Here is a 26,470-nt window from a genome sequence, read left to right as displayed (position 1 = left end):
TGCAACAGCGACGGGCTTTCAAAATGAAGACTATAAAATAAATCATAGCCAATAAAATGAATACTAAACTACAATTTTTTTTAAAACTTAACTTAAGGGAGCTAATGCTATTTGCATTATTACTGACTGGTTTTGTAGCAAACGCAAGTCGTTTGACTCCAGATGAAAACAACATCACTTTAAATTTATCGGGTGTAAACTTGACGGAAGTTTTTTTGAGCATCGAAGAGAAAACCAATTACACCTTTGTTTTTGACCAAGAGGTCATCAACAATAAAAAACGCTATAGCTTAAAAACAGAAAACAACTCTATCGTAGAAGTCTTAAGCTTACTTCAAGAAAAAACAGGTTTTCGTTACGAGTTACTCAACCATACCATTACTGTACTTTCACCTGTTTTTCAAGAAAGTAGCATACGGGGTAAAATTACCGATGATCAAGGAGTTCCGTTACCTGGGGCAAGTGTGGTAGAAAAAAGCACTTCTAAAGGAACCACCTCAGATTTTGATGGAAATTATAACTTTCCGGTAGAGAGCTTTCCGGTAACGCTTGTCATCTCTTATATGGGTTTCGAAACGCAGGAAATCACCTTAGACCAACCCCAAATTCTAAATATCGTTTTGCAACAAAGTGATAATGCTTTAAACGAAGTGGTGATTACTGCATTAGGAATGAAGAGAGAAGAGAAAAAACTAGGATACACCCAACAAACCGTTACTTCAGAACAACTTACCGATGCAAGACCCAATAACTGGTCTGAAGCACTTCGAGGAAAAGTACCAGGGTTAAATATCAATGGGTTGGGAGGTCCAGTGAGTTCCCAACAACTGATCTTGCGTGGAAATGCTTCTTTAGATCCTTCTAACAATGGCGCCTTGATCGTGATTGATGGCGTGCCTATCCAAAATGAGTTTCCGGGTTCGGGAGCTACCAATGGTTATATGGGAGGAAGCGCAAATAATGATACTCCAGTAGATTTCGGAAATGCAATTTCTGACCTTAATCCAGAAGACATCGAGAGCATTACGGTATTAAAAGGACCTGCTGCTTCTGCTTTATACGGTTACCAAGCTGCTAACGGCGCTGTCATCATTACCACGAAGAAAGGAACTATACAAAAAGGTTTAGGCGTCACTTATTCTTCTAACACAAAGCTTGATGTGATCACGCGTTGGCCCGATTGGCAATATGAGTATGGCCAAGGAAGTGGAAAAGGAAGTTACTTAAAACCAGATACCGATGAAAACGGAAATCCGGTTCCTTATAATGATCGCTTGTATTACAGTTATGGAGCTTCTGAAGACGGCAACAGTACGGCAGGTAGTAGTAGCGCTTTTGGTCCTAGGTTTGACGGGCAATACTATTATCAATACGATCCTAGCGTAGAAGGACAAGGAGCAGCGCGAACTTTATGGAGACCCTATGAAGATAACCGTACAGACTTTTTTGAAACGGGCATTACCCAAACCCATAACCTCTCTGTGCAAGGAGCTAATGACAATGGGGCGATGAGATCTTCATTAACACATACCAAAAATGAATGGGTGATGCCCAACACGGGTTTCGAGCAACTTTCTTTATCCTTTAATGGAAATCAACAAATTTCGGATAAAATAAAACTAAATGCAGTAGCAAATTACCGCCATAAAACCAGTGACAATCTACCGGGGCAAGGCTACAACAACCATTCGATTGCCTATTTTATGATTTTCCAAAACCCTAATGTCGATTTAGATTGGTACCGCCCAATTTGGAAAGAAGGACAAGACCAGATAGATATGATTAGGCCTTATAGTAGTTATATCGACAACCCATTTGCGATGGTTTATGAAATACAAAATGCTTTAGACCAACATGCGGTTACGGGTAATATGAGTGCAGACATAGCGCTTCACCCCAATTTAAATCTGATGCTTAGAGGAGCTTTAAATATGTACAATAAAAACATGGACCAAGAAAGACCTTATGACATCAACCGCTATGCAAGAGGTTATTACAGAAAAACCAATGTCTTTAAAAAAGAAACCAATGTAGATTTCTTGTTGACCTATGATAAGTCTTTTGGAGATTTTGACCTTACCGCTAACCTTGGCGGAAACCGTATGGATTATAGCTATTTAAGACAAGATTCTTGGGCAGAAGGCTTAGAGATACCAGGACAGTACAATTTGGTAAACGGAAGCCAGTTGTTTACAAGCCAATACGATGGGTATAATAAAGTGAACTCCTTATATAGTTTAGTAAGTCTAGGATGGAAAGATCAAGTATTTTTAGACATCACAGGGCGTAATGACTGGAATAGTATTTTGCCAGAAGGTAATCAATCTTATTTCTTTCCCTCTGCAAGTGCCAGTTTTCTGTTGAGTGAAATGTTTGAGATGTCAAAGCCTATAAGCTTTATGAAGCTAAGAGCATCGATAGCCCAAGTAGGAGGAGCTGGACAGTATGACAACAGGTACAGAACAAGAAAGTATTATGGTAGATCAGACTTCTCAGGTTCTGCCGTAGCTCCAACCTCATTGTACAACACCGATTTAAAACCAGAAATCACTACAGGAAAAGAGCTGGGTATTGATTTTAGAATGTTTGACAATAGATTAAAATTAGATGCTACTGTATATCAAAACAATTCTAAAAATCAGATTCTTTCTACACCTTTACCAAGATCTTCCGGATATAATAGCGTGTTGATCAATGCTGGAGAAGTAAGAAACCAAGGGGTTGAACTTCTATTGAACGCGACCCCTATCAAAACCAATAATTTTACTTGGAATACCACATTGACATGGGCCAAAAATGAAGGGAAAGTTTTATCACTGCACGAAAATGCAGAAGAAGGAAGGCTTGAAATGTTAAGTTCTTCTGGAGCACGTCTAGTCGCAGTAGAAGGAGGCTCTCCAGCAGCACTTTACGGACGTGCTTATTTAAGAAATGATGACGGTCAGATTATCTACGACGAAAACGGAATACCACAAATGACCGATGACATCGTTTATATTGGCGATACACAACCAAAGTGGGTAGCAGGCTTTATCAACTCTTTTCAATACAAAAACTTACGTTTGAATGTCGTGATTGACGGAAAGTATGGCGGAACCATCTATTCGCACTCGCACCATAAACTTACCCAACAAGGTAAATTAGGACATACCCTTAGAGGTAGAGATACAGGAGAGTTGGTAGGTCAAGGTGTCGTAGATAATGGAGATGGAACTTATTCACCCAATACAACGGCGTTACCAATTGCAGATTATTATAATTTACACTACCCATTAGCCAACACCGAAGCCAATTCTTTTGATGCTTCTTTTGTAAAACTAAGAGAGGTCACCTTAGAATATAGTTTTTCTAAGAAATTTTTAAAAAGAACATTTTTAAACGATTTGGTCTTATCGGTTTATGGAAGAAATTTAGCTGTGATTTCAGACTTTCCGATCTATGACCCTGAAGTGGCAGGTTTAGCAGGAGGAACCAATATGCACCCAGGTGTAGAAGTAGGACAAATGCCTGTACCTACCGAATTTGGAATGAATATTAAAATAGGATTTTAATTTAAAAATACATCAAAATGAAAACACTTAAATACACGATACTTATGGTATTTTCTTGCTTATTAATACTTTCTTGTACTGCTGAGTTTGAAGAAACCAATACAGATCCTAATAAACTTACAGAGATTACCGCAGGTAGTGCGCTTAATCCTGTCATCTACGAATTAGCTAAGCGAAATGCTATTGAAGTGAGAAATATAGGAGCTCCTATGATGCAAATGTTTATACAAACCAGCGATTACATCAATGCGCCTTTTCTATATAGCTTTACGCAAAATGTGGGGGCTTCACTCTGGAATACCTATTACCTGCAATTGTATAACCTAAAAGAAATGGAAGCGGCAGCTTTAAGAGATGAACTGCCCAATTACGAGGCTATTGCCTTGACCTTAAAGGCCTATGCTATTTCTATGTTAACCGATACTTTTGGAGATGTTCCTGTAAACAATGCCTTGCAAGCAGAAGAAGGAGAATGGTATCCAGCATTTACACCTCAAGAAGAAATCTACCTACAGTTATTAGAAGATTTAGAATATGCCAACGCTTTATACGATGAAGAGTCAGGATTGCCATATGTAGAAGACATCTTGTTTCAGAATGATGTAACGAAGTGGCAAAAATTTACCAATTCACTTCATTTACGGTTGTTATTGAGAATCTCTAACCGTCCTGAAACGAATGCGTTTTCAAAAATGACTTCGATCATCAATAACCCCACACAGTATCCTGTTTTTACAAGCAATGATGACGATGCGGTATTGGAGATCACAGGAGTTGCTCCTTTGTTGTCTCCTTGGGATCGTCCGCAAGACTTTGGAACCTTTAGGTTTTACACCCAGTTTTTTATCGATCGTTTAAACGAATGGGATGATCCGCGTAGGCCTATTTATGCCAATACGGCAAAAGGGCAAGAAGGCGAAGACTATGGCTACATTGGTGAGCCTATCGATTACATCAACGAATCGCTGCCCGATAGTGTGGCGACGGCTTCGGGAGTTAAAAATAGTTTAGCAGAAGCTCCGCTTATTATTCCGATGATGAGTTATGCAGAATTGGAGTTTATCAAAGCAGAAATGGCTCAACGAGGCTTTACCGGTAATGCCCAAGAGCACTATGAAAATGGAGTTGAGGCTGCAATGGAAATGTGGGGCACCGAATTACCAACCGATTACTTTAGCAACCCAACAGCCGCGTATGATGGTAGCCTAGAAAGAATCATGGTGCAAAAATATTTTGCTTTGTTTTTTACCGATTACCAAGCTTGGTTTGAACACCGCAGAACAGATTTACCGGTATTGCCAACCACCACGGCCATGGAAAACAATCAGGAAATGCCTTCACGATTGTATTATCCTATTGATGAAATAGACCGAAATTTTCAAAATTACCAAGAGGCAGTCAATCGTATGGGAGGTGATGAGATTAATGTAAAAGTATGGTGGGACCAATAAAAAAACAAAAATGAAAAAATTTGTGTTAGGTGGCTGTTTAGGGTTGGCGTTAGCGTCAGCCTTATCAGCTCAAAATAGTGTAGAAGGTTATGTGTATGAAGACACTAACCAGAACGGAAAGAAAGAGCGTAGCGAAAAAGGTATCGCTCAAGTAGCCGTGACCAATGGCGAAGAAGTGGTCTTGACCGATCAAAAAGGAAAATACACCCTACCAATAGGTGACGATCAAATCATTTCGGTGATCAAACCGCGAGATTATCAAGTGGCAGTGAATGCAAATAATTTACCGCAATTCTTTTATATCCATAAGCCTAAAGGTTCACCCCAAACCGAATTTAAGGGAGTTGCAGCTACGGGTAAATTACCAAAATCGGTCGATTTTGGGTTGATGCGTATGAAAGAGAAAGAAGAATTTACCGCTCTTATTTTTGGTGATCCGCAACCGTACACCATCGAAGAAGTAAATCATTATACCAAAGGAGTAGTCAACGAATTAAAGAACAGTAAAAATATAAGTTTCGGTTTAAGTTTGGGTGATTTGGTAGGAAATGATCTATCGCTTTTTAACCCCTATATCAAAGCTACCCAAGCCATAGGAGTACCTTGGTATAATGTTTTAGGAAACCATGATTTGAACTTTGACGTCAACGAAGATGTATTTTCTGACGAAACTTACGAAGCTCATTTCGGACCAGCTAACTATGCTTTTAATGTAGGGAAAGTTCATTTTATCGTTTTAGACGATGTACTCTATCCGGATCCTAGAGATCAGAAAGGCTATTGGGGTGGTTTAAGAAAAGATCAATTGACTTTTATTAAAAACGATTTAAAACACGTGCCAAAAGATCACTTGATTGTGTTGGCATTTCATATTCCACTTTCAGAGCCTGACGGTGATGCTTATCGTGACGAAGATCGATTAGCCTTATTTGAACTCCTCAAAGATTACCCCAACACTTTATCACTTTCGGCACATACCCACATCCAAAAACAAGATTTTTTTGGTAGGGCAGAAGGGTGGTTACAAGACGAGCCACACCATCATTACAATGTAGGCACCACTTCGGGTGATTGGTATTCGGGAAAATTAAATGAAAAAGGAGTTCCAGTTTCCACTATGAGAGATGGTACCCCAAAAGGTTATGCTTTTATACACTTCCGTGGAAACGAATACCAAATAAAATACCAAGTTGCGGGTCAACCTGCTGACTACCAAATGGAAGTTTTTCATCCCAAAGTGGTCGAAAAAGACAGGCGAAATAAATCGGGTATCTACGTTAACTTTTTTATAGGGAGTGAGAAAGACAGCGTCATGTACCGTGTGGATCAAGGCGACTGGAAACCTATGAAAAACATCAAAGCGCAAGACCCAGCTTACGAAGTTTCGCTATATGAGTGGGATTTGTCTGACGAACTTCTTGCCGGTAGAAGAGGAAGCAATGCTATTGAAAGCACTCATCTTTGGTACGCAAAAATTCCAACAAAATTAGAGGTGGGCACTCATACGATAGAAATACAAGCAACCGATATGTTTGGCAATACTTATACTCATAAAAGCAGTTATCGGGTAGCTTTACCAAAACAATAATCCATGCCCGACAAAATTTGTCGGGCTAACTTTTTAAGCATGAAAAAATCTTTAGAATTTATAAGTTTAGTTTTCTACGTTTGTTGTATTTTTTCTTGCATCAATCAAGACAACCAAACCAAGCAAGAGATGCAAGCGCAACAACTAAAATCGGTAGCCGTACAGGGTCATCGTGGCGACAGAGGAAACTTTCCAGAAAACAGTATTCCTGGGTTTTTAAGCGCTATTAAAAAGGGTGTTGAAGTTATCGAGTTGGATGTGGTGATTTCAAAAGATCATCGCGTAGTGGTCTCGCACGAGCCTTTTATGCATCACTTATATATGTTACAACCTGATGGACAACCTATCCCTAAAGCGAAAGAAAAATCGTACAATCTTTATGAGATGCCTTATGATTCCATTCGTCTATTTGATGCGGGTTCTAAAGGAAACGAAAAGTTTCCGCAACAGCAAGCCCAAAAAACCTATAAACCCTTGCTGAGTGATGTTATTGATTCGGTTGAAAATTACATCAGACATCACGATCTAAAAGAAGTAAAGTACAATATCGAAATCAAATCGAAGCCAGAAGAGTATAACATTTACCAACCGCAACCCAAAGAATTTGTTGACTTGGTGATGCAAGTCGTAAACGAAAAAAATATCCGAGACAAAGTCAACTTACAGTCTTTTGATGTACAAGTGTTGGAAGTGATTTACCAAAACCACCCAACTGTTGAAATTGCTTATTTGGTGTCAGAAGGAACTATGGAGGAAAATCTTCAAAAGTTAAGTTTTCAACCTGAGATTTATAGTCCATATTATAAGCTAGTAACCGATAGTGCTTTTGTTAAAAAAGTACATCAGAAAGGGATGAAACTAATTCCGTGGACGGTTAACGAGCAACAAGATATCGATCGCATCAAAAGTTTGGGTGTCGATGGGATTATTACCGATTATCCCGAACGTGCTTTATAAGAAGTACCTACAGTGAGAAGAAACCTTACTACGTACTACGAACGAAGTGAAGTAGTCTGTACCTATGAACTGTCAGTTCGAGTGATTTCGCATTAGCGAAATTGTATCGAGAACTAGACTGTTATTTCGATATGGTAGTAACAATTTGGTTTTGTCACTTCGAGTGACCAAATGCAGTGAGGTTGTACCTGCCTGCATTTCGACAAGCTCAATGACAACGGCAGGCAAGTCGAGAAGTGTTACGCAACAATTTACAGCGACTTTGTGCTATCTCTTCATTTTGCCTTGATGCAAAACGAAGCAAAAGATCAAGACTTAAGTTTCTTATTGACCCATCACGCTTTGTAGGCTAAATTAAAAGAAACTTGTTCACATAGCGAACTTCAAACAGCTTTTAATTTTTTACGCCTACTTCAGCTATGGGTGCCCCAAGGCGAAACTTAGGTCGGTTGTAAAGTCAATACAAAATAATCTTTTTAGAAGGTAGATAAAAGAGCTCATATGAAGTTGAATATATAACAACCCAAAAGCGGCCTACTTTTAATTTCTGTAGATATTGCTAAAACGATTCGCAGCAAGGGAGAAGAGCAAGGGACGAGTGAAACGGTTTCCCTTGCGTACGTAAAGGATGGTTTTGTAGTAATTTAAAGAAATTAAAATAAGCCTAGATTTTTTGTATACTTTTTCATCAATGGAAAAAGCATATTTATAAAGTTTAAAGTGATTGTTATTTTACTGATTATTCAAAATGTGCTTTAATAGAAGTGATGTTAAAAATCGAAAAATCCGCCCAAGAGCGGATTTTTCTTCACCAAAATTCTAAATCTTAAGCTTTGTCTTCTAACATCGCCAAAAATTTATCTAAGTTCGGTAAGATGATAATTCTTGTTCTTCTGTTTTTCTCACGCCCATCACGACTGGCATTATCGGCAATCGGTTGAAAGCTCGATCGACCAGAAGCAATCAATTGTTTCCCATCTACCCCAAACTTATCTTCCAAAATTCTTACGATAGAAGTCGCTCTACGCACACTTAAATCCCAGTTGTCTTCTAAATAAGAATCTTCTACAATGGTTTGCGAATCGGTATGTCCTTCGACTAAAACTTCCATTGCCGGTTCAGATTTTACCACATCAGCAATTTTCCCTAAAAGTTTGTGCGCCTTAGAGTTTACCCAATAGCTACCACTTTTAAACAATAATTTATCGGATATGGTAATCATTACCACGGTTTTATCGACATCGATATTGATGTCATCGGTATCTTCGCCAAAAGATTTAGACAAATTATGCGAAACGGCTAAATCGATAGAGTCTTCTATAGTTTTTGCTTCCGCTAAAACCGCAGGATCTACATTTTGGAGTGTTTTGCGCATGGCTTCTTTCGACTTTTTAGAAATTGCCGCAACATTGTTCACCATTTCTAACTTGTTGTCGTTCTCTTCTTGTAAAGCATTGATTTTTGCATAGTAGTTATCTACTTTTTCCTCGATGGCTGCATACTTTTCTTGACATTCTTCTTTTTCGACACGTGTTTGCATCAACACACTTTTGGTGTCATTAAGTTCGGTTTCAAGCTCGGTATATTTCTTTTTAGAAACACAAGAAGTGAGTACCGCAGCAGAAATGCAAGTGAATAATAAGGTCTTTTTCATAGTTTAAAAATTTTTGTGTTTCGTTTTAAAACAGTTCAATTGCTCGATTGTTATGTTAAGAGTGCTATTGTTTTGTTAAAAAGCGTCAACAAAATCCTAAAGAAACACCTAATATTTTGATTTTTAGCAGATCTGCTAATTTTAAAAAAGAGCTTATCTTTGACGAGCTTCAAAAATACCTTATGAAACACCTGTGTTGGTTTTTACTTTTGCTTTCCAATTTCCTTTTGGCACAAAATCAAGATCGAAACTTGGATCACTTGAGAAACTTTTATGTGTGTGCCAATTTAGGTTTGATCAATTATAATTATGGAGAGGAAATTTTGCCCGAAAACACTTACGTGGAAAGCATTACCGCAAAAAATACTTTTGGGGGTAGGTTTGCGTTTGGTTTCCGTTTAGGTGAAAACTATCGAGCACAATTTAGTGTGATGCGACCTGCCGCTTGGACGTCTTACAATAATGTAGACCATACCGAATGGAACAAAACCGTATGGACGAACATCTGGGCGATTTCTGCTTTACGGGATTTTAGAATTTCTGATAAATGGGACCTTTTTTTCGAAGCTGGAATTAGTAATGTAACACGAGTTGGTTTTAGCATAGACGACCGAGAATATGTGGAGAGTTTACATTATATCTATCCAATTGGTGGAGCAGGAGTGGCATATCATCTCAGCGATAAATTCGATTTAACACTAAATGCGACGTATTCGCCACCTAAAAGTAGTGACAACCAACCTAGCACGTACCTTATTGCTGCCGGAATGAATTTTTATGTCCCTACCTTGTCAGAAGAAAAAAAACAAGCCGTTTTGGAGAGTCCGTATTATTTTCCTAAAAACCAGTTGTTGTTTGGTTATAGTTCCGATTTTATGGGCTTTAACATCAATCGCCAATTTTCTAGTGGACTCCAAACGAGTATTCCGATGTTTTGGTTGGGTGATGTTTATGCCGAAAACGGATTTTGGCTAAGTTACCAACGTACGGTTTTTCAGACTAAAAAAACTTTTTCATTAGAGTTGGGAACGAGTTTTAGTTATTACAACACCCGAGGAGGAGATGATTTTTGGGCACTATCGGTTTACCCGAATGTCAAGTGGTGGTTTTTACGAACCCAACCGGTAGATTTTTATTTTAACTACTCGCTTATCGGGCCAACTTATTTATCTGATGCTACCTTAGACGGAATTGATACCGGAGAAAAAGCAACTTTTCAAGATTTTATGGGTTTAGGTATGATTTTTGGTGATGAAAGAGCATATCAATTAGATTTTAAAATTGCACATTATTCTAACGGAAATATATTTACTGAAAACCCAGGAGTAGCTATTCCGCTCACTATTGGATTCGGATATTCTTTTCCGTAAATTTGTGTGAAAAGTTTTTTATAATGAAAATAAATTCACTTTTAGGTATACTTTTTTCGTTGAGCGCTTTTGGTTTTTGCCAAGCACAGCTCGACAGCAATACGCTACCTTCGGGAACTTTAGGTGGTTCAACGATGAATACAGGCGGTTTTGCGCGTTCGACACCGGGTTTAACCCAAAAGAAAAGTAACTTGTTTTTGGAGACGACAGAAGATGCCAAACTAGAAGGTTCTGCCAATGAAATGAGCATTCGCGAAGACGAAGAATTTTTAGACCCCCATAAAAAATTTACACCAAAATATTTAGCTAAAAAAGAAGGCGAGAAGGGAAGAGGAGAGAAGTATCAAAAAAATCAGGATTTTGGGGAATTTAGAAATAACGGAAAGTTTGTAAAAATAACCTGTCGTGACCATATGGCGGTTGATGGTGATTTAGTACAAGTAATTGTCAATGGCAAAGTACAAGTAGCACAAATTTTTTTAGACGCAACCTATAAAGTGGTCAACGTTTTCCTTGAAGAAGGATTTAATAAAATAGAAATAAAAGCTTTAAACCAAGGAGAATCTGGACCCAACACCGCCGAGTTCAAGGTGTATGATGACCAAGGAAATATGATCTCGCAAAACGTATGGAACCTAGCTACGGGTTACAAAGCGAGTCTTATGGTAATCAAAGAAGGAGAAAATTAAACTAAAACTATATAATAAAAATGACGAAAAACGAAGTACTCAGTAGATTAAAAGAAGGAAACCAAAGATTTGTAGAAGATAAACTTGACGGAAAGTTGCAAAACAGCTCAAGAAGAGACGACTTGACGGGTGGACAACAGCCATATGCCATTATTTTGAGTTGTGCAGACAGTAGAGTTGTTCCTGAGTTGGCCTTTGATACCGGTTTAGGTGAATTATTTGTTTGCCGTGTCGCTGGTAATATAGCTAACAGTTCGACCATTGCGAGTATAGAATATGCAGTAGCACACCTCAAAACCAATACCATTGTAGTGTTAGGTCACGAAGCTTGTGGTGCGGTAACGGCAGCCATTAATGGTGGTGATAACGGTTACAACTTAAATCATTTGGTGTCACACATAACGCCAGCTATTCACAAGAGTGAAAACAAAACCGATGTGAATACCGTGGTAAAAACCAACGCCAAAGTAACGGCAGAAGAATTAAAAAGCAGATCAAGCATCATTGGTAATGCTGTTAGCAATGGTGATGTGCAAATTGTTCCGGCGTATTATAACTTAGGTAGCGGAAAAGTAGATTTTTTATAAGATAAACTTATATAAATGATTTAAAAGCTCTTACAAAAATGTAGGAGCTTTTTTATTGGTATTAATTAAGAGTTAAAAAAGATTAGGTTTTAATGATTGTTATTTAGAATAATTCTAATTAAATTTGAATAACGAATTCAGCAGCTTAATTATGGAAGATATACAAACTATTTACTACAACCAATTTGGAATCACATTTCAATGGAAACGTGGTGATCTTGCCCAAATAAATAAAATACAATTGGTTTTTAGAAAAACAGGTTTATTATTGACTAAAGATGAAGTTGCTGAATTTTACCATCAAATTCAATTGGCTATTGAGCATTCACATAAATGCCAATGCTGTCCGAAAAATAAGCAAGAGAAATCTTTTTTATTGAATACACCACAAGAAAATTTAAGTTTTGCAATGACGCGAGAAGAATTATCACAAATACGTGATTTAGTTCATGGAACTTTGTTTCAGCTTGATTTAGATGATTTTTTAGGGGATATTGCTGTAGGTTATAAAGAATAGCTCTTTGTTGGCGGTTTTGTTTTTTACATCATATATGAAGAATAACTGTAAATAGTTATTATTTTATAAAGTTTTATAATTTATATTATGTAAAATAGAATATTTTGTACTTTAGAAGATTAAATAGTCTTATACTCCTTTTTAGTTTTTTTACTACACGGAAAATGGATTGTGTTAATCAAAATAATTTAGTCAATATAATATTCAGAGTGAATCTTAACAACTTTATTATTCTCTAATATGACATTTCTTTTTCTGTAATTGAGTGAATTTGGTGACATTGAAAACCAAAGTAAATAATTTTCATTTTCTTCTTTATCTTCTCTAATTGGTGTGCCTAGAATGTCATAAACCTGATCAAGACTCATTCCTTCTTTTATTTCTAGAAATTTAGAATCAAAATATTGATTTGAATAAACAGTATCGTCAGTATTATATAAAAGTCGTTTGATATTCCCTGAGTAACCATCTAACTCTAAAACAGGGTTCAGTTGTTTTAAGATTATGAGAATTATAATTATTACTAAAATATTTAAAATTGTAATTTTATATTTTTTCATATTTATAAACTTTTACTCTTCCAGCGCTTGGATATACCCATCGTAACTGATTCCTCTACGTTGTGTGCTGTTGATATTTAAATACACTTTTTTGTTGGGAAAGATTTCCATGCGTATTTGATAGTTTTCATTTGACTCTACTTGGTCGATATCAAAGGTAATTTGGTGTGTTTGTTTTTTCTCGTTAAAGGTGACCTGATAATTTTTTGGGATTCCATTAAATTCTATTCCACCTGAATTTAAATTGTTTACCACTTGTCTTTCGCCATAATAAGGTAAATAGCCTATAATGCTATCATTTGTCATTTCTACATAACTTGTGGAACCCATTAGACTGATACTATTGGCAGTATTTCCGAGTGCTAAAACACCACTATTGGCTACTTGTTGCATTGCATTAGTGACTTGTGGATTGGCGTGCGTTAGCTTAATATGATATTCGTTTTGTTTCAACCAATCTTTGATCTGAGCGACATCAGCAGGATTGATATCTTTTGGAGTACCACAACTACTTAATACGCAACCTAAAATGACAAGGTATAAATATTTCAATTTCATAAACTTAAAGATAAAAAAAGTCTGGACAATAGCCCAGACTTTTCATAACTAAAAATATAAACTATCTATTTTCTAAATTAGTTTCCTGTTTGTTGTTGTGCTTCTTCTTTTAACTCTTCATTGGCAACAATCGCTAACTCTACTCTTCTATTTTTTGCTCTTCCTTCTTCAGTAGTGTTATCGTATTTTGGTTGGGTTTCTCCGTACCATTTTGTCGTAAATCTACCATTGTCTAAACCACTAGAAGTTAAATAATTGGTTACCGACATCGCACGTTCTTTCGATAAAGTCATATTGTATGCTTCAGAACCAGTGCTGTCTGTATGCCCTTCGACCAATACATTGGTTTGTGGGTATTCTTTAAAAATTTTCACCAATTTGTTTAAGGTTTCTTGTGATTGTGCATTGATGTCTGACTTGTTTGTTGCAAAATAAACACCACTATTTTCATCGAAAGTTACGTTAATCCCTTCACCTACTCGAGTAACTTCAGCACCAGGGATTTCGTTTTCAATTTCTTGTGCTTGTTTGTCCATTCGGCTACCAATATATGCACCAGCAGCTCCACCAACAACACCTCCAATAATGGCTCCAAGAGCAGTGTTGTCACCATCTCCTACGTTATTTCCTATCACACCGCCAATTACAGCTCCACCAGTAGCTCCAATAGCACCTCCTTTTTGAGCGTTATTTGCATTTTGTATTGATTCGCAGCCAGCAAAGATAAAACTTAAAGCTACTACAAGGGCGATAGATTTATTGATATACTTTTTCATTTTTGTTTGTATTTTAGATAAGTTAATTGATTATAATTTTGTGAAGTTCATTCTGATTATGATAGGCTCGCCTTCATAATAAGCTGTTTGTTCCCAAGACATGGTAGTTTCTGTTAGGCTTGCTAATTGTACTCTAAAACCAGTGTCTACTTTTCTTGCATTTTCACCTTCAGCTACTACTTTTAACAAAAACGAATAAAGTCCTGTAGAAGCATCTACTTCTTGTACAGACCATACAATACTTCTTGGTGTGTCATCACAACCTGCTCCTGTTAAAGAGTAATTCCCCTGGTTATTGTTTGGTACAAAATTCCAATTAGAATTTTCAAAGCATTTCGCTGTGGCGTCTCTAAAAAGTGTTGATTCTACAAATGTAGAACTGTTTGGATAAGTTATACTTGTAAGTGTCCAAACTCCTTTAAAAACTCTTTCAGCTTGTCTTTCTGTTTTTGTGGTGTAACACGAAGTTAATGTTGCTACAGCCAACAATAAAAAAACTATTTTTTTCATAAACTAAAATTTGGTTAATGTTCTACCAAAAATAAACTCGAAAACTTGAAAATATTTTTTATTAAGAATGTTTAACGATTTTATGTTAAAGAAAACTAAATTTAATAGGCCTGTAATTCTAACAAAGCTTTTTCAAACCTACTTTTAGCTAAATAATTATTTTCCAAAGACTTGTTAAAAGGTATAGGGGTGTCTAAACTCCCTACTCTTTTGACCGGAGCATCGAGGTACTCAAAACAATTTTCGTTGATCAAAGCCGCTAGATCTGAAGCGATTCCGCCAAAAAGTGAATCTTCTTGTAAAATAATTACCTTTCCGGTTTTTTTTACGGAAGTATAAATCGTTTCGGTGTCTAAAGGTTGTAATGTCCTTAGATCTATAAGATCAACATCTTCTAGGTTTAGTTTTTCAATGGTTTCCAATGCCCAATGAACTCCAGCTCCATAAGAAATAATGGTCATACTGCTACCCTTTTTCAGTAAACTTGCTTTGCCAAAAGGAATCGTATAATAATCTTTTGGAACATCACCTAAAACACTTCGGTAGAGTGCTTTATGTTCAAAGAACAGTACTGGGTTTGGGTCTTCGATGGCCGTTAACAATAAGCCTTTGGCATCGTATGGAAAAGCAGGATAAACCACTTTTAAACCTGGAGTTTTGGTAAACCATGCCTCGTTGGTTTGACTATGAAAAGGTCCAGCACCCACATTTCCACCGCAAGGCATTCGCAGGACCACATCTGCTTTTTCTGCCCAACGGTAATGTACTTTGGCAAGATAATTTACAATCGGATTAAAACCCGAAGAAACAAAATCGGCAAACTGCATTTCGACGATGGCCTTCATGCCTTTTATGGAAAGCCCCATTGCTGTTGTCACAATCGCCGACTCACAAATTGGAGTGTTGCGTACACGTTCTTTTCCAAAAGTGTCTACAAAACCTTCGGTAATTTTAAAGACACCTCCATATTCGGCAATATCTTGCCCCACAATGACCAAATTATCGTGCTTTTCCATGGCTTGGTATAAACCCTTTGAAATCGCATCGATAAATCGCATTTCTTCTTTTTCTTGAGATGAAGTTTGTATTTCTTCAAAATCAAAAGGAGCATAAACATCGTTTAGTTCCGTTTCTGTGTGGGCTTCTATAACAGGCTCGTCATCTGCTTTTTGAAGATGTAGTTGTATTTCTGCTTTATAGATATCTTCCTGATGTGTAATCTGTTCTTCTGTAAGAATATTGTTTTCCAACACATAGTTTTTTAATTGCTCTACAGGGTCTTTCTCAGCCCAAAACTGTAACAATTCCTGCGGAACGTATTTTGTTCCGCTAGCTTCTTCGTGACCACGCATCCTAAAGGTTTTAAACTCCAATAGAACTGGACGTGGATCTTCTCTCATCGATTCGGTGATGGTTTTTACTTTTGTGTAAACCTCAAGTGCATTGTTACCGTCAATGATATGACTTTCCATGCCGTACCCTACTCCTCTATCGGCCAAGTTCTCGCAATTGTATTGTTCAGAAGTTGGCGTTGACAAGCCATAACCATTATTTTCGATACAGAACAAAACTGGTAACTTCCATACCGAAGCTACGTTAAGTGCCTCATGAAAATCGCCTTCGCTTGTAGCTCCTTCGCCTGTAAAAACAGCGGTGATTTTTTTTTCATTTTTCAGTTGATGCGCTAGCGCAATACCGTCGGCAACACCCAATTGTGGACCAAGATGCGAAATCATGCCGACGATTTTGTATTCTTGGGTACCAAAATGAAAACTACGGTCTCGACCTTTGGTAAAACCAGCAGCTTTTCCTTGCCACTGCGAAAACAAACGGTATAAAGGAATATTTCTAGAAGTAAAAACACCCAAATTGCGATGCATCGGAAGAATATATTCATCGTGCTGCATACACATCGTAACACCAACAGCAATCGCTTCTTGTCCTATTCCGCTAAACCATTTGGATATACGTCCTTGACGAAGAAGAATAAGCATTTTTTCTTCGATAAGTCGTGGTTGAAGCATTTGAAAGAGTAAATTTTTTACTTCTTCTTTAGAAATATTAATATCAGTTGATATGGATCTTGAATTCATGGATTTATAAAAGCTGTTAGTTATACGAATTAAAAGTAATAAACATTTTATTGAAAGCTTAATTTGAATTCTAAATTTTAAAATTTAATACATAATAAAATGAAAAAAGTATGAGTTCAATATTTTTTTTTGTATTTTCATTTATTAATTTAACCGTTTATGTATTAACTAATTAAACTTTTAACATATGAAAAGAATTTACTTCACTACTTTTTTTTTAATGTTTACGCTTTTTGCTACCGCACAATATAGCATAGACTTTGATACCTTTACGACGGGAGATGTGACACAAGATCCAAATATCGCCCCTTGGCCGGGAGCTACAGTTTTTCCGCAAGTTACTACAACACAGGCTTTTTCAACACCACATTCTATGTATGTTCGAGATAATAATCTTGATGACGTGATTTTTAAATTAGGAGATAAGAATAGTAATTATTGGGCTGTATCTTGGATGATGTACGTTCCATCTAATAGTACAGGATACTGGAACATTCAGGAGCATGAAACCTTTACGGCAGGTACTTGGAATGCTGATTTTAATCTAAATGCTTCTGGAAGCATTACACACGACCAATCTACGCTTTCGACTACTTATCCTACCGATACTTGGTTTGAAGTTATTATCTCGCTTGATTTAAACGCCAATACTATTTCAGTTAAAATTGATGGAAATCACTTTGTCATAAATGAACCCTATCCGGGTCAGCAGTTGGGAGCCATTAATTTTTATTCTATCGATACAAATAATAGATACTATATTGATGATTTTGAACTCTATGAAGACTGTTTGCCAGCAAGTAATGTAAGTGTCTCTAATATAGGGAATGATAGTGCAGACTTTAGTTGGACAGCATCACCTACAGAAACCAATGGCTACACTTGGTACGTGATGAATTCCGGTGAAATTCCTTTAATTGATTCCCCTGTACAAACAGGAACGGTTGCTACAGGTGTTACAAGTGTAAATGTAACAGGTTTAAATCAAGAAACAACCTATGACTTTTATGTAGTTACGGATTGTGGAGTGCGAACTAGTGATACAACTAATTTAACTACGTTTACTACTTTAACCGCATGTTTAGCTCCTACCGCATTAACTTTAGATAGTATTACAGATACAACAGCTCAGATCTCTTGGACTATTTCTCCAGATGAGACTAATGGTTACGAATGGTTGGTTTTTAATCTTGGTGATGACCCAGAAACAGCTACCCCTATTTCTAACGGCACTGTTTCAGCTGGCAGCACAAGCGCCAATATAACTGGTTTAACCACTATAACTTCTTATGATGTATATGTACGTGCAGATTGCGATACAAATGGTTTTAGCAGATTAGAAGGTCCTTTGGTAATTACGACAGACTGTGCACCTTATGCTAACTTTCCATTTATAGAAGATTTTGAAAGTACAAGTGCATCTTTAGGCTGTTGGTCACAAATTATGGAAATTGGAAATGCAGAATGGACACTACATGAAGGGGCAACTTCGGGTAATATTTCAACAGCACATGGAGGTACACAAAATATTTCTTTTGTCGGCGTCCCAGGTGTTGGAGATCCAGTTACAAAATATGTAAGTCCTGTGTTTGACCTTAGTGCCTTATCTAATCCTGGATTAAGGTTTCATTATGCACAAGAAAGTTACGATGGTGATTATAATGAGCTTAAAGTATATTATAGAGTAAGTACTCAAGATCCTTGGGTAGAGCTAATGTATTACAACAGTCCTCAAGATAGTTGGACTGAAGCAACTTTAAGTTTACCTAACCCATCTGCTACGTATCAATTAGCTTTTGAGGGGATCAACTATTTTGGCTATTCTAACGTGATTGATGATGTTACTGTTGCTAACAATTTAGCTACAACGTATTTTGGAGCTTCTCAAATTAGCTTATATCCAAACCCTACGAATGGCATTTTAAATATTTCTTCTGAGAATACTATCGACAAATATCAAATTTTGGATATGACTGGAAAAGAAGTATCGCAACAATCAACTCATCATAAAGATGTAAGTATTGATGTAAACTCACTACATACAGGAATCTATTTTATTACATTGAGTTCAAATGGTTCAACTAAAACAATGAAATTTATCAAAAATTAAATCTTAGCAAATTTTTATTGTATTTTTGAAAAGGACGATTTTAGCATCGTCCTTTTTTTATTATTTAAAGTAAAATTAACAGCATTATTTCAAAGCAAATAGTAATTTTAGTCTTTGTAATCAAACAAAAACACAAATGAGTTTAAACAATATACCAAGTGTCGATTTAGCAGACTTTTTATCGGAAGATTCAGATAGAAAAAATAAATTCGTCAAAGAAATAGGTAAAGCTTACGAAGAAATAGGTTTTGTTTCTTTAAAAAACCATTTTTTAAGTGACGAATTAGTGGACGAATTATACAAAGAAGTAAAAGCTTTTTTTGACCTTCCACTAGAAAAGAAAAAAGCTTACGAAATAGAAGGACTTGGCGGACAGCGAGGCTATATTTCCTTTGGAAAAGAGCATGCAAAAGGAAAAAAAGAAGGTGACTTAAAAGAATTTTGGCATTTTGGTCAAGAGCCAAGCCCAGACGCAAACCTTATCGAAGAATATCCGAAAAATATCATCGTAAGCGAACTTCCAGATTTCAATAAGACAGGAATGGAAGCCTACAGAATGTTAGAGAAAACAGGTATTTACGTGTTGCGTGCCTTGGCACTTTATATAGGGCTCGATGAACATTATTTTGACCATTGGGCAAGTAACGGAAATAGCATTCTAAGGCCTATTCACTACCCTCCCATTACCGAAGAACCAAAAGGGGCTGTTCGCGCAGGAGCTCACGGCGATATCAACTTGATTACGTTGTTGATGGGAGCCTCAACAGGTGGATTACAAGTTTTGCGAAAAGATGGCGAATGGATTGATGCGATTCCACAGGAAGACGAATTGGTGATCAACGTAGGAGACATGTTAGAACGTCACACCAACAATAAGTTGCGCTCTACGATTCATCGTGTCACGAACCCACCAAGAGATAAATGGAACGAACCTCGTTATTCCATCCCGTTTTTTATGCATCCAAGAAGTGATATGAAACTCAATTGCTTGGAAGAATGCATAGACGAAGAACACCCAAAACAGTATGAAGATATTACGGCAGGTGAATTTTTACGTCAGCGGCTTATAGACATAGGATTGATTAAAGAAGAAAAGTAATGGATTTAAAAGATCAGTTGCAACAATTATTTCCAGACCATCAACCTGAACCTGATAATAATTCTGAAAACAAGAAAGAATCGGTAGATTTTTGGTTACAAGACGAGCCTTTATTGTGTAAATATGAAAAACGAAAAGGCAAACCTACAACCATTATTGTAGGTTATAACGGCGCAAACGATGATTTTAAAAAATTAACCAAAGAGCTCAAATCCACTTTAAGTGTTGGTGGAAGCTATAAAAACGAAGAAATTATCCTACAAGGTGATTATCGTGATGAAATTATGGAAATGTTGAAAACATTTGGTTTTAAAGTAAAAAGAGTTGGAGGATAAGATTTTACATATTATCAATGGGGATGCCGCACTACCCTACGTTCAAGCTTTGAATTTGGGAGGTGAATATTTTGTTTGGCGTGAGATGCTTTGTGTAGGGCCATCGAAAATGCATTTACTTCACCCAGAGTTTGAATCTATAAGAAAAAACTTTCTAACCTCTTATTATCAATTAGAAGTACAAGATTATGGCGATAAGTTCATTGAACCGCTAAAAAAACTTCAGCATTTAAATCAAGAAACGAGAGTCGTTTTATGGTTTGAAGACGATTTGTATTGCTATATCAATATGTTGGCAGCTATTCAGTTTTTATTGGATATAAAATTAGACAAAGACATTAGCCTTGTTGCTGTGGGAAGTAATTCTGAAAAAACGACTCCAATCACAAGCTTATCTCAAAAACAATTGGAAAAGTTTTATAAAAAAAGAGTACGACTCACCTTAGACGACATCGAATACGCTTCTTTAGTCTGGAGTGTCTATTGTGAAAGTAATCCCTTAAAAATTAAAATCCTTTCAGAAATAAAGTCAAGTTTTAAATATTTACCCGAGTTGTTAAAATTACATCTCAAACGTTATCCAGGAGCAACAACTGGGTTAAATGCTTTAGAAAAAGAATTACTCAATCTCATCGATACCAACAAAGTAGCTAGCCAAGAACAATGGCTTCAGTTGGCCATAGATTTACCTCATAAGTATGGCTTTAGCGATGTTCAGTTAAATAAAATCATTTCAAAACTTACACAGTTTACGACAAGTAAAAATAAAAACTTGGTTTTGAATGAAAACGGATTGAAAGTGAAAAACAAAACCCAGAACTTTTACCGAGACATGAAAGACGAAATGAAGTTTGGAGGTTCAGAAAAGTATCAATTTCTCTATATCGCAGAGCAAGGTAAACTCATGAAACTATAATGAAAATTCCAGCTTCAGAATTAATTCTTAATCCTGACGGATCGGTCTACCACCTCAATTTATTGCCCGAAAACATTAGCAAAACCATCATTACGGTAGGTGATCCTGAACGTGTGGCGATGATTACCCAATATTTTGATAAGATTGAATTTTCGACACATAAACGCGAATTTAAAACCGAAACAGGGACTTATAGAGGTAAAAAAATCACGGTGATTTCTACTGGAATTGGCACTGATAATATTGATATTGTTTTTAACGAATTAGATGCCTTGGTCAATATCAATTTGAAAACCCGTGAAGTAAAACCAGAAAAACAATCGTTAAACTTTATTAGAATTGGTACTTCTGGTGCCATTCAAAAAGACATTCCTATCGATAGTATTCTGGTGACTCAGAAAGCCATTGGTTTTGATAGTTTGTTGCATTATTACCAAGCAGAACATATTTATGACAAAGCTTTCGCTGAAAAGCTGTCAACACACCTCAATTTAGACCCTCAATTCCCGAAACCTTATGTGATCCAATCCGACGAAGGTCTTTTTCAACTTTTCGAAAAAGAAAACAATTTTATTTCCGGAATCACAGCTACCAATGTGGGTTTTTATGCGCCACAAGGTCGTTTTTTAAGAGCACGACCTTTTATGTCTCATTTTATCGAGCGATTAAGTTCGTTTGAAAACAAAACAAAAATCACTAATTTAGAAATGGAAACCAGTGGTATTTATGGTATGGCAAGATTATTGGGTCATAAAGCCGTGTCACTAAATGCTATTTTGGCCAATCGTACCAACAATACCTTTAGCAAACAGCCAGAAAAAATAGTTGACGATTTAATTCGGTTGACATTAAACAAAATAGCCACAGAAGAAAATTTATAAGATTGATGACAGAAAATTCAGAATATCCTCTTATCCACAGAGATCTAGATTGGTTGAACTTTAATTATAGAGTTTTACAAGAAGCAGAAGATACTTCTAATCCCGTTTACGAGCGACTTAAATTTTTAGCCATCTTCTCCTCTAACCTCGATGAATTTTTTAGAGTACGCGTATCACAACTTCGACAAATTAAACAAATCGAAAAAAGTTTACGTAAACGTTTGGCATTAAAGCCAAATAAATTGGTAAAACAAATTATTGCCAAAGTTGAGAAACAACAAACCCAATTTGGAGAGATTTTTAACGATTCGATTATTCCTGAACTCAAGAAAAATAATATCTATATTATTGGTCATCGTGAATTTAATAAAGCACAGGTTAAAGAAGCTGAAGCGTTTTTCGAAAAGGAAGTTTCAGCTTTGCTACAACCTCAGCTGGTAGATTTAACCAAGAAAAAGGCCGTTTTTTTAGAAAATAATGCCATCTATTTTTGTGTGCATTTTGAAGAAGAAAATAAAGCAGGTTTTATCAATATTCCTGTCAAAGACTTAGGTCGCTTCTATCAGTTTAAAGCAGACAAAAAACATTACATTACTTTTTTAGACGATATTGTAAAAATGCATTTAGAAAGTATTTTTCCAGGACGAAAAATAATAGGTGCCTACCAAATAAAAATATCACGTGATGCAGAACTTTACCTCGACGAGTTTGAAGGTGAGTTAGCTGAAAAAATATACGAGTCCTTAGAGCAACGTTCCAGCGGCCAACCCACGAGGTTATTGTATGACGCAAGTATTTCAGATGGTTTTTTAAAACTTATACGAAAATACCTCGGCATCGGAAAAATAGATTTAGTTCCTGGTGGCGAGTACCATAACTTTAGAGACTTTTTTGGTTTCCCGAACCCTTACAAGAATAAATTAGTCTATAAAAAACTCACACCAATCAAACATCCAGCTTTCGAAAAAAGTAAAGATTACTTTGCAACAGTCAGGAAAAAAGACAGAATGGTACATTTTCCTTATATGTCTTTCGATTATGTTGAGAAGTTTATTGAGAATGCTGCCAACGATAAGCATGTCACCAAGATAAAAATTTCGTTTTACCGTGTGGCCGACGAGTCTAAACTCACTTCTTCCCTACTCAAAGCTTTAGAAAACGGGAAGAAAGTAACTGTTTTTATTGAAGCCAAAGCGAGGTTTGACGAAGAAAACAACATTAACTGGGGAAGAACATTCGAGAAAAAGGGAGCAAACGTTATCTACAGCTATCCAAAGATAAAAGTACATTCTAAAATCTTTTACGTCGAGCGTACTGAAAATGATAAGAAAAAGCGTTATGCCTATATTGGTACGGGTAATTTTAATGCCGAAACCAGTAAAATCTATTGTGATCACGGTTTATTTACTGCCGATAAACGGATCACCAAAGATTTAGATCAAGTATTTCGCGTTTTAGAAGGCAGGTTGATTATTCCCAAACCTAAACATTTATTGATTTCTCCTTTCAACACGCGTAAAGAATTCGAAAAAATGATTTTACAAGAGATGGACAACGCCAAAAAAGGTTTGAAAGCAGAGATTCATGTAAAAATCAATAGTATGGAAGATCAAGATATGATTAAACTTCTTTATAGAGCTTCCAAAAAAGGCGTGAAGATAAGGATGTTGGTCCGTGGGTTTACTTCGCTTATTAGCGGAAGGGAAAATCTTTCCGATAACATTTATATGACAAGTATTGTCGATCGATTTTTAGAACACGGACGAATTTATAAATTCCATAACCATGGTGAACCAACCATGTATTTTGGAAGTGCCGATTGGATGAACAGAAATCTCGATCGCCGCATCGAAGTTTTAGCTCCAGTATTAGACAAAGACATATTCAAGGAATTGGATGATATTTTTAAAATTCAGCTGGCAGACAATGTAAAAGCGAGAATACAAGATTATAAATACCAGAACGAGTATGTAAAACCAGCTAAAGGCGAAAAGAAAATTCGTTCGCAATATAAAATTTACGAGTACCTGAAAGAAAAACACAGTACATGAAAAAGATAAAAGTAGGCGGTGTTCCAGAGCATTTCAATTATCCTTGGCACCTCGCCTTAGCAGATCAATTATTTCAGCAACAACATATAGAAGTCACCTGGAAAGATTATTATGGCGGAACAGGCGAAATTAGCCGAGCGCTACATGCCAAAGAAGTAGATGTAGCTTTGGTGCTCACCGAAAGCATTATCAAAGAAATAGAAGACGGAGCTCCTTTCAAAATTATACAGGAGTACATTGCCACGCCTCTGCTCTGGGGCATTCACGTTGCCGCCAATTCTAGTTATCAAGATATAGACGATATCGAAAAAACCACTTCTGCCATAAGCAGGTATGGTTCTGGTTCGCATTTGATGACGATTATCAACGCCGAAAACCAAGATTGGGATACCGACGATGTTAAATTTAAAGTGGTTAAAGATTTAAAAGGGGCTTTACAGGCTTTACCTAAAGACGAAGCGCAATATTTTATGTGGGAACATTTTACAACCAAACCCTATGTTGATAAAGGTATTTTTAGACGAATTGCCAATTGCCCGACACCTTGGCCTTGTTTTGTGATTGTAGCTCACCAGGATTTTATTGATGAAAACAGCAAAGAGATCAAACAGATGTTATCGGTTATCAATAAACTCACAAAAGATTTTAAAACCATTCCTTCGATAAGTAAAAAATTAGCAGCAGCTTATCAACAAAAAGAAAAAGACATCAAAGAGTGGCTAAAAATAACCGAATGGAGCCAAAAGCAAATTGGTGAGCAAGAAGTGAGAAATGCGCAAGAGCAATTGTTTGAACTCGGTTTGATACAGCAAATCTCTGACTTCAATAAAATTTGTGAAAAAATATAGGCATACTAAAAGCAACCCTTTTACGTTATTGCATCTATAGAGAAACGAACAAGATTATTCAGATGAAAATAAAACTTTTATATTTTAGCGTTTTACTTTTAGCAAGTTTCCATCTTCAGGCACAAGAAGACGAAGACGACTATCGTGTACCAGATATCGAACAAGATAATGTACGTGCCACCGGAAACAATGAACTTTCTCTCAACGCATTCAATCTTATTGTATTTGCTGCTTTAGATGCTAGTTATGAGCGTATTCTTAACGAAAACACTTCTGTTGAGCTAGGTGTTTTTACAAGGTTTAAAGACGTTAATGATGATATTGAAACCGATGAAATTTTTGCAAAAGAATTTTCGGTTACAGGTAGTTATAACTGGTTTTTTAGCGAAACTAAACGAGCAAGAGGTTTTTATATGAAAGGTTTTATGATGTATTCTTCGGGTGAGTATGATGAGTATATTCACTATTACTATGATGAAAATGGTAATTATCAGGAAGAATATGAAGGCATCGAATATTCAGATTTGGCTATTGGTATTGGTGTTGGAGGCAAATTTATGCATAAAAAAGGCTTTTTTACCGATTTACATTTCGGAATAGGAAGAAACCTTTTTAACGATGATTCTCCAGAAATTATCGCTCTTTTTGATGTCAACTTAGGCTTTAGGTTCTAATAGTTAAAAACCTACCAATCAATAGGTTTTAAGTTTATTTTTTTTAAAAACTCATTAGCTTTACTAAAGTGTTTGTTGCCAAACCAATAACCTCTATTGGCACTTAAAGGGGAAGGATGACCTGAAGTCAAGACGTGATGTTTTTGGGTATCGATTAACTGAATTTTCTTTTTGGCAAAACCACCCCAAAGTAAAAAAATGATATTTTCTTTTTCTGTAGAAATGGTTTTAATCACTTCATCTGTAAAGGTTTCCCAGCCCTTGTTTTGATGGCTTCCGGCTTGTTGAGCTCTTACCGTTAAAGTAGCATTAAGTAACAACACTCCTTGTTTTGCCCAACGTTCTAAATTTCCGCTCGACGGAAATGTTTTACCTAAATCTTGTTCTATTTCTTTAAAAATATTGACCAACGACGGCGGAAAAGCAACCCCTTCTGGTACCGAAAAGCACAAACCATGGGCTTGGTTAGGACCGTGATAAGGGTCTTGACCGATTATGACCACTTTGGTTGTATCCAAAGGACATAAGTCAAAGGCCTTAAAAATGTCTTGACCTTTTGGGTAACAGGTATAAGCTTGGTATTCTTGTTTTGCAAATGCTACTAAGTTTTTAAAATAAGTTTTTTCAAATTCGGGTTGTAAATGTTTTTTCCAACTTTCTTCAATGTTTACCGTCATAAAATAATGCTTAAATTT

General features: G+C 36.4%; 23 protein-coding genes. 16 read left to right on the top strand and 7 right to left on the bottom strand.

All coding sequences use genetic code 11. From position 1 onward, the window contains the following. Nucleotides 1-56: 56 nt before the first annotated feature. Genes DNG35_RS01610 through DNG35_RS01595 form a run of 4 tightly spaced genes read left to right on the top strand, consistent with a single transcriptional unit; the run spans nt 57 to nt 7,547 of the window. Nucleotides 57-3,551 carry a SusC/RagA family TonB-linked outer membrane protein gene (locus DNG35_RS01610; protein ID WP_111126016.1) on the top strand — a complete coding sequence of 1,165 codons (3,495 nt, stop codon included), beginning with the start codon at nt 57-59 and terminating at the stop codon, nt 3,549-3,551. Nucleotides 3,552-3,568: 17 nt separating this feature from the next. After that, nucleotides 3,569-5,002, top strand: a complete 1,434-nt coding sequence (locus DNG35_RS01605; RefSeq protein ID WP_111126015.1) for a SusD/RagB family nutrient-binding outer membrane lipoprotein — start codon at nt 3,569-3,571, stop codon at nt 5,000-5,002. A 10-nt stretch (nt 5,003-5,012) separates the two neighbouring features. Next, nucleotides 5,013-6,590 carry a calcineurin-like phosphoesterase family protein gene (locus DNG35_RS01600; protein ID WP_111126014.1) on the top strand — a complete coding sequence of 526 codons (1,578 nt, stop codon included), beginning with the start codon at nt 5,013-5,015 and terminating at the stop codon, nt 6,588-6,590. A 39-nt stretch (nt 6,591-6,629) separates the two neighbouring features. Next, nucleotides 6,630-7,547 carry a glycerophosphodiester phosphodiesterase family protein gene (locus DNG35_RS01595; protein WP_111126013.1) on the top strand — a complete coding sequence of 306 codons (918 nt, stop codon included), beginning with the start codon at nt 6,630-6,632 and terminating at the stop codon, nt 7,545-7,547. An 826-nt stretch (nt 7,548-8,373) separates the two neighbouring features. Here the strand turns inward: DNG35_RS01595 and DNG35_RS01590 are convergent. Continuing rightward, on the bottom strand, nt 8,374-9,201 hold the full coding sequence (locus tag DNG35_RS01590) for an OmpA family protein (RefSeq protein ID WP_111126012.1): 828 nt from the start codon (nt 9,199-9,201) through the stop codon (nt 8,374-8,376). Between the two features lie 182 nt (nt 9,202-9,383). On the opposite strand from DNG35_RS01590, the gene DNG35_RS01585 reads away from it, so the two are divergent. The 4 genes from DNG35_RS01585 (at nt 9,384) to DNG35_RS01570 (ending at nt 12,364) form a co-directional block, all read left to right on the top strand. Beyond that, complete coding sequence (locus DNG35_RS01585) at nt 9,384-10,571, top strand: acyloxyacyl hydrolase (RefSeq protein ID WP_111126011.1); 1,188 nt, start codon at nt 9,384-9,386, stop codon at nt 10,569-10,571. 23 nt (nt 10,572-10,594) lie between these two features. Next, entirely contained in the window at nt 10,595-11,260 is a 666-nt protein-coding gene (locus DNG35_RS01580) for a hypothetical protein (RefSeq protein WP_111126010.1), read from the top strand. Nucleotides 11,261-11,280: 20 nt separating this feature from the next. Next, nucleotides 11,281-11,847 carry a carbonic anhydrase gene (locus tag DNG35_RS01575; protein ID WP_111126009.1) on the top strand — a complete coding sequence of 189 codons (567 nt, stop codon included), beginning with the start codon at nt 11,281-11,283 and terminating at the stop codon, nt 11,845-11,847. A 151-nt stretch (nt 11,848-11,998) separates the two neighbouring features. After that, entirely contained in the window at nt 11,999-12,364 is a 366-nt protein-coding gene (locus tag DNG35_RS01570; protein ID WP_111126008.1) for a DUF6686 family protein, read from the top strand. Between the two features lie 188 nt (nt 12,365-12,552). Here DNG35_RS01570 and DNG35_RS01565 read toward each other — a convergent pair whose 3' ends face one another. From DNG35_RS01565 to DNG35_RS01545, 5 genes are all read right to left on the bottom strand, one after another. After that, nucleotides 12,553-12,924, bottom strand: a complete 372-nt coding sequence (locus DNG35_RS01565) for a hypothetical protein (protein WP_111126007.1) — start codon at nt 12,922-12,924, stop codon at nt 12,553-12,555. 12 nt (nt 12,925-12,936) lie between these two features. After that, complete coding sequence (locus tag DNG35_RS01560) at nt 12,937-13,482, bottom strand: DUF4251 domain-containing protein (protein ID WP_111126006.1); 546 nt, start codon at nt 13,480-13,482, stop codon at nt 12,937-12,939. A 77-nt stretch (nt 13,483-13,559) separates the two neighbouring features. Beyond that, entirely contained in the window at nt 13,560-14,258 is a 699-nt protein-coding gene (locus DNG35_RS01555; RefSeq protein WP_111126005.1) for an OmpA family protein, read from the bottom strand. Nucleotides 14,259-14,288: 30 nt separating this feature from the next. Continuing rightward, a complete protein-coding gene (locus tag DNG35_RS01550) occupies nt 14,289-14,768 on the bottom strand; it encodes a lipocalin family protein (protein WP_111126004.1) in 480 nt (159 codons plus the stop codon). A gap of 101 nt (nt 14,769-14,869) precedes the next feature. After that, nucleotides 14,870-16,792, bottom strand: coding sequence for a thiamine pyrophosphate-dependent enzyme (locus tag DNG35_RS01545; RefSeq protein ID WP_111126207.1), 1,923 nt, complete (start codon nt 16,790-16,792; stop codon nt 14,870-14,872). A gap of 442 nt (nt 16,793-17,234) precedes the next feature. Between DNG35_RS01545 and DNG35_RS01540 the strand changes: the two genes are divergently transcribed. The 8 genes from DNG35_RS01540 (at nt 17,235) to DNG35_RS01505 (ending at nt 25,775) form a co-directional block, all read left to right on the top strand. Further along, complete coding sequence (locus DNG35_RS01540; RefSeq protein ID WP_158524861.1) at nt 17,235-18,971, top strand: T9SS type A sorting domain-containing protein; 1,737 nt, start codon at nt 17,235-17,237, stop codon at nt 18,969-18,971. A 136-nt stretch (nt 18,972-19,107) separates the two neighbouring features. Beyond that, nucleotides 19,108-20,070, top strand: coding sequence for an isopenicillin N synthase family oxygenase (locus tag DNG35_RS01535; protein ID WP_111126002.1), 963 nt, complete (start codon nt 19,108-19,110; stop codon nt 20,068-20,070). Further along, entirely contained in the window at nt 20,070-20,405 is a 336-nt protein-coding gene (locus DNG35_RS01530; protein WP_111126001.1) for a translation initiation factor, read from the top strand. The genes DNG35_RS01535 and DNG35_RS01530 overlap by 1 nt, the downstream gene beginning before the upstream one ends. Beyond that, the gene (locus DNG35_RS01525) at nt 20,395-21,321 is read left to right on the top strand and encodes a DUF1835 domain-containing protein (RefSeq protein WP_111126000.1); all 927 of its coding nucleotides are present in this window, start codon (nt 20,395-20,397) and stop codon (nt 21,319-21,321) included. Before DNG35_RS01530 ends, DNG35_RS01525 begins: the two co-directional genes overlap by 11 nt. After that, a complete protein-coding gene (locus DNG35_RS01520) occupies nt 21,321-22,202 on the top strand; it encodes a nucleoside phosphorylase (RefSeq protein ID WP_111125999.1) in 882 nt (293 codons plus the stop codon). The genes DNG35_RS01525 and DNG35_RS01520 overlap by 1 nt, the downstream gene beginning before the upstream one ends. Before the next feature lie 5 nt (nt 22,203-22,207). Continuing rightward, entirely contained in the window at nt 22,208-24,253 is a 2,046-nt protein-coding gene (gene ppk1, locus DNG35_RS01515) for a polyphosphate kinase 1 (protein WP_111125998.1), read from the top strand. Next, complete coding sequence (locus DNG35_RS01510) at nt 24,250-25,101, top strand: substrate-binding domain-containing protein (RefSeq protein WP_111125997.1); 852 nt, start codon at nt 24,250-24,252, stop codon at nt 25,099-25,101. The genes ppk1 and DNG35_RS01510 overlap by 4 nt, the downstream gene beginning before the upstream one ends. A 62-nt stretch (nt 25,102-25,163) precedes the next feature. Then, entirely contained in the window at nt 25,164-25,775 is a 612-nt protein-coding gene (locus DNG35_RS01505) for a hypothetical protein (RefSeq protein ID WP_111125996.1), read from the top strand. An 11-nt stretch (nt 25,776-25,786) separates the two neighbouring features. Here DNG35_RS01505 and DNG35_RS01500 read toward each other — a convergent pair whose 3' ends face one another. Beyond that, on the bottom strand, nt 25,787-26,452 hold the full coding sequence (locus DNG35_RS01500; protein WP_111125995.1) for a uracil-DNA glycosylase: 666 nt from the start codon (nt 26,450-26,452) through the stop codon (nt 25,787-25,789). Between the last annotated feature and the right edge of the window lie 18 nt (nt 26,453-26,470).

The sequence above is a fragment of the Mesonia sp. K7 genome (assembly GCF_003233725.1).
Lineage (GTDB): Bacteria > Bacteroidota > Bacteroidia > Flavobacteriales > Flavobacteriaceae > Mesonia.
Note: the sequence above shows the minus strand (reverse complement) of the source record. Positions and strands in the feature narration are given on the sequence as shown.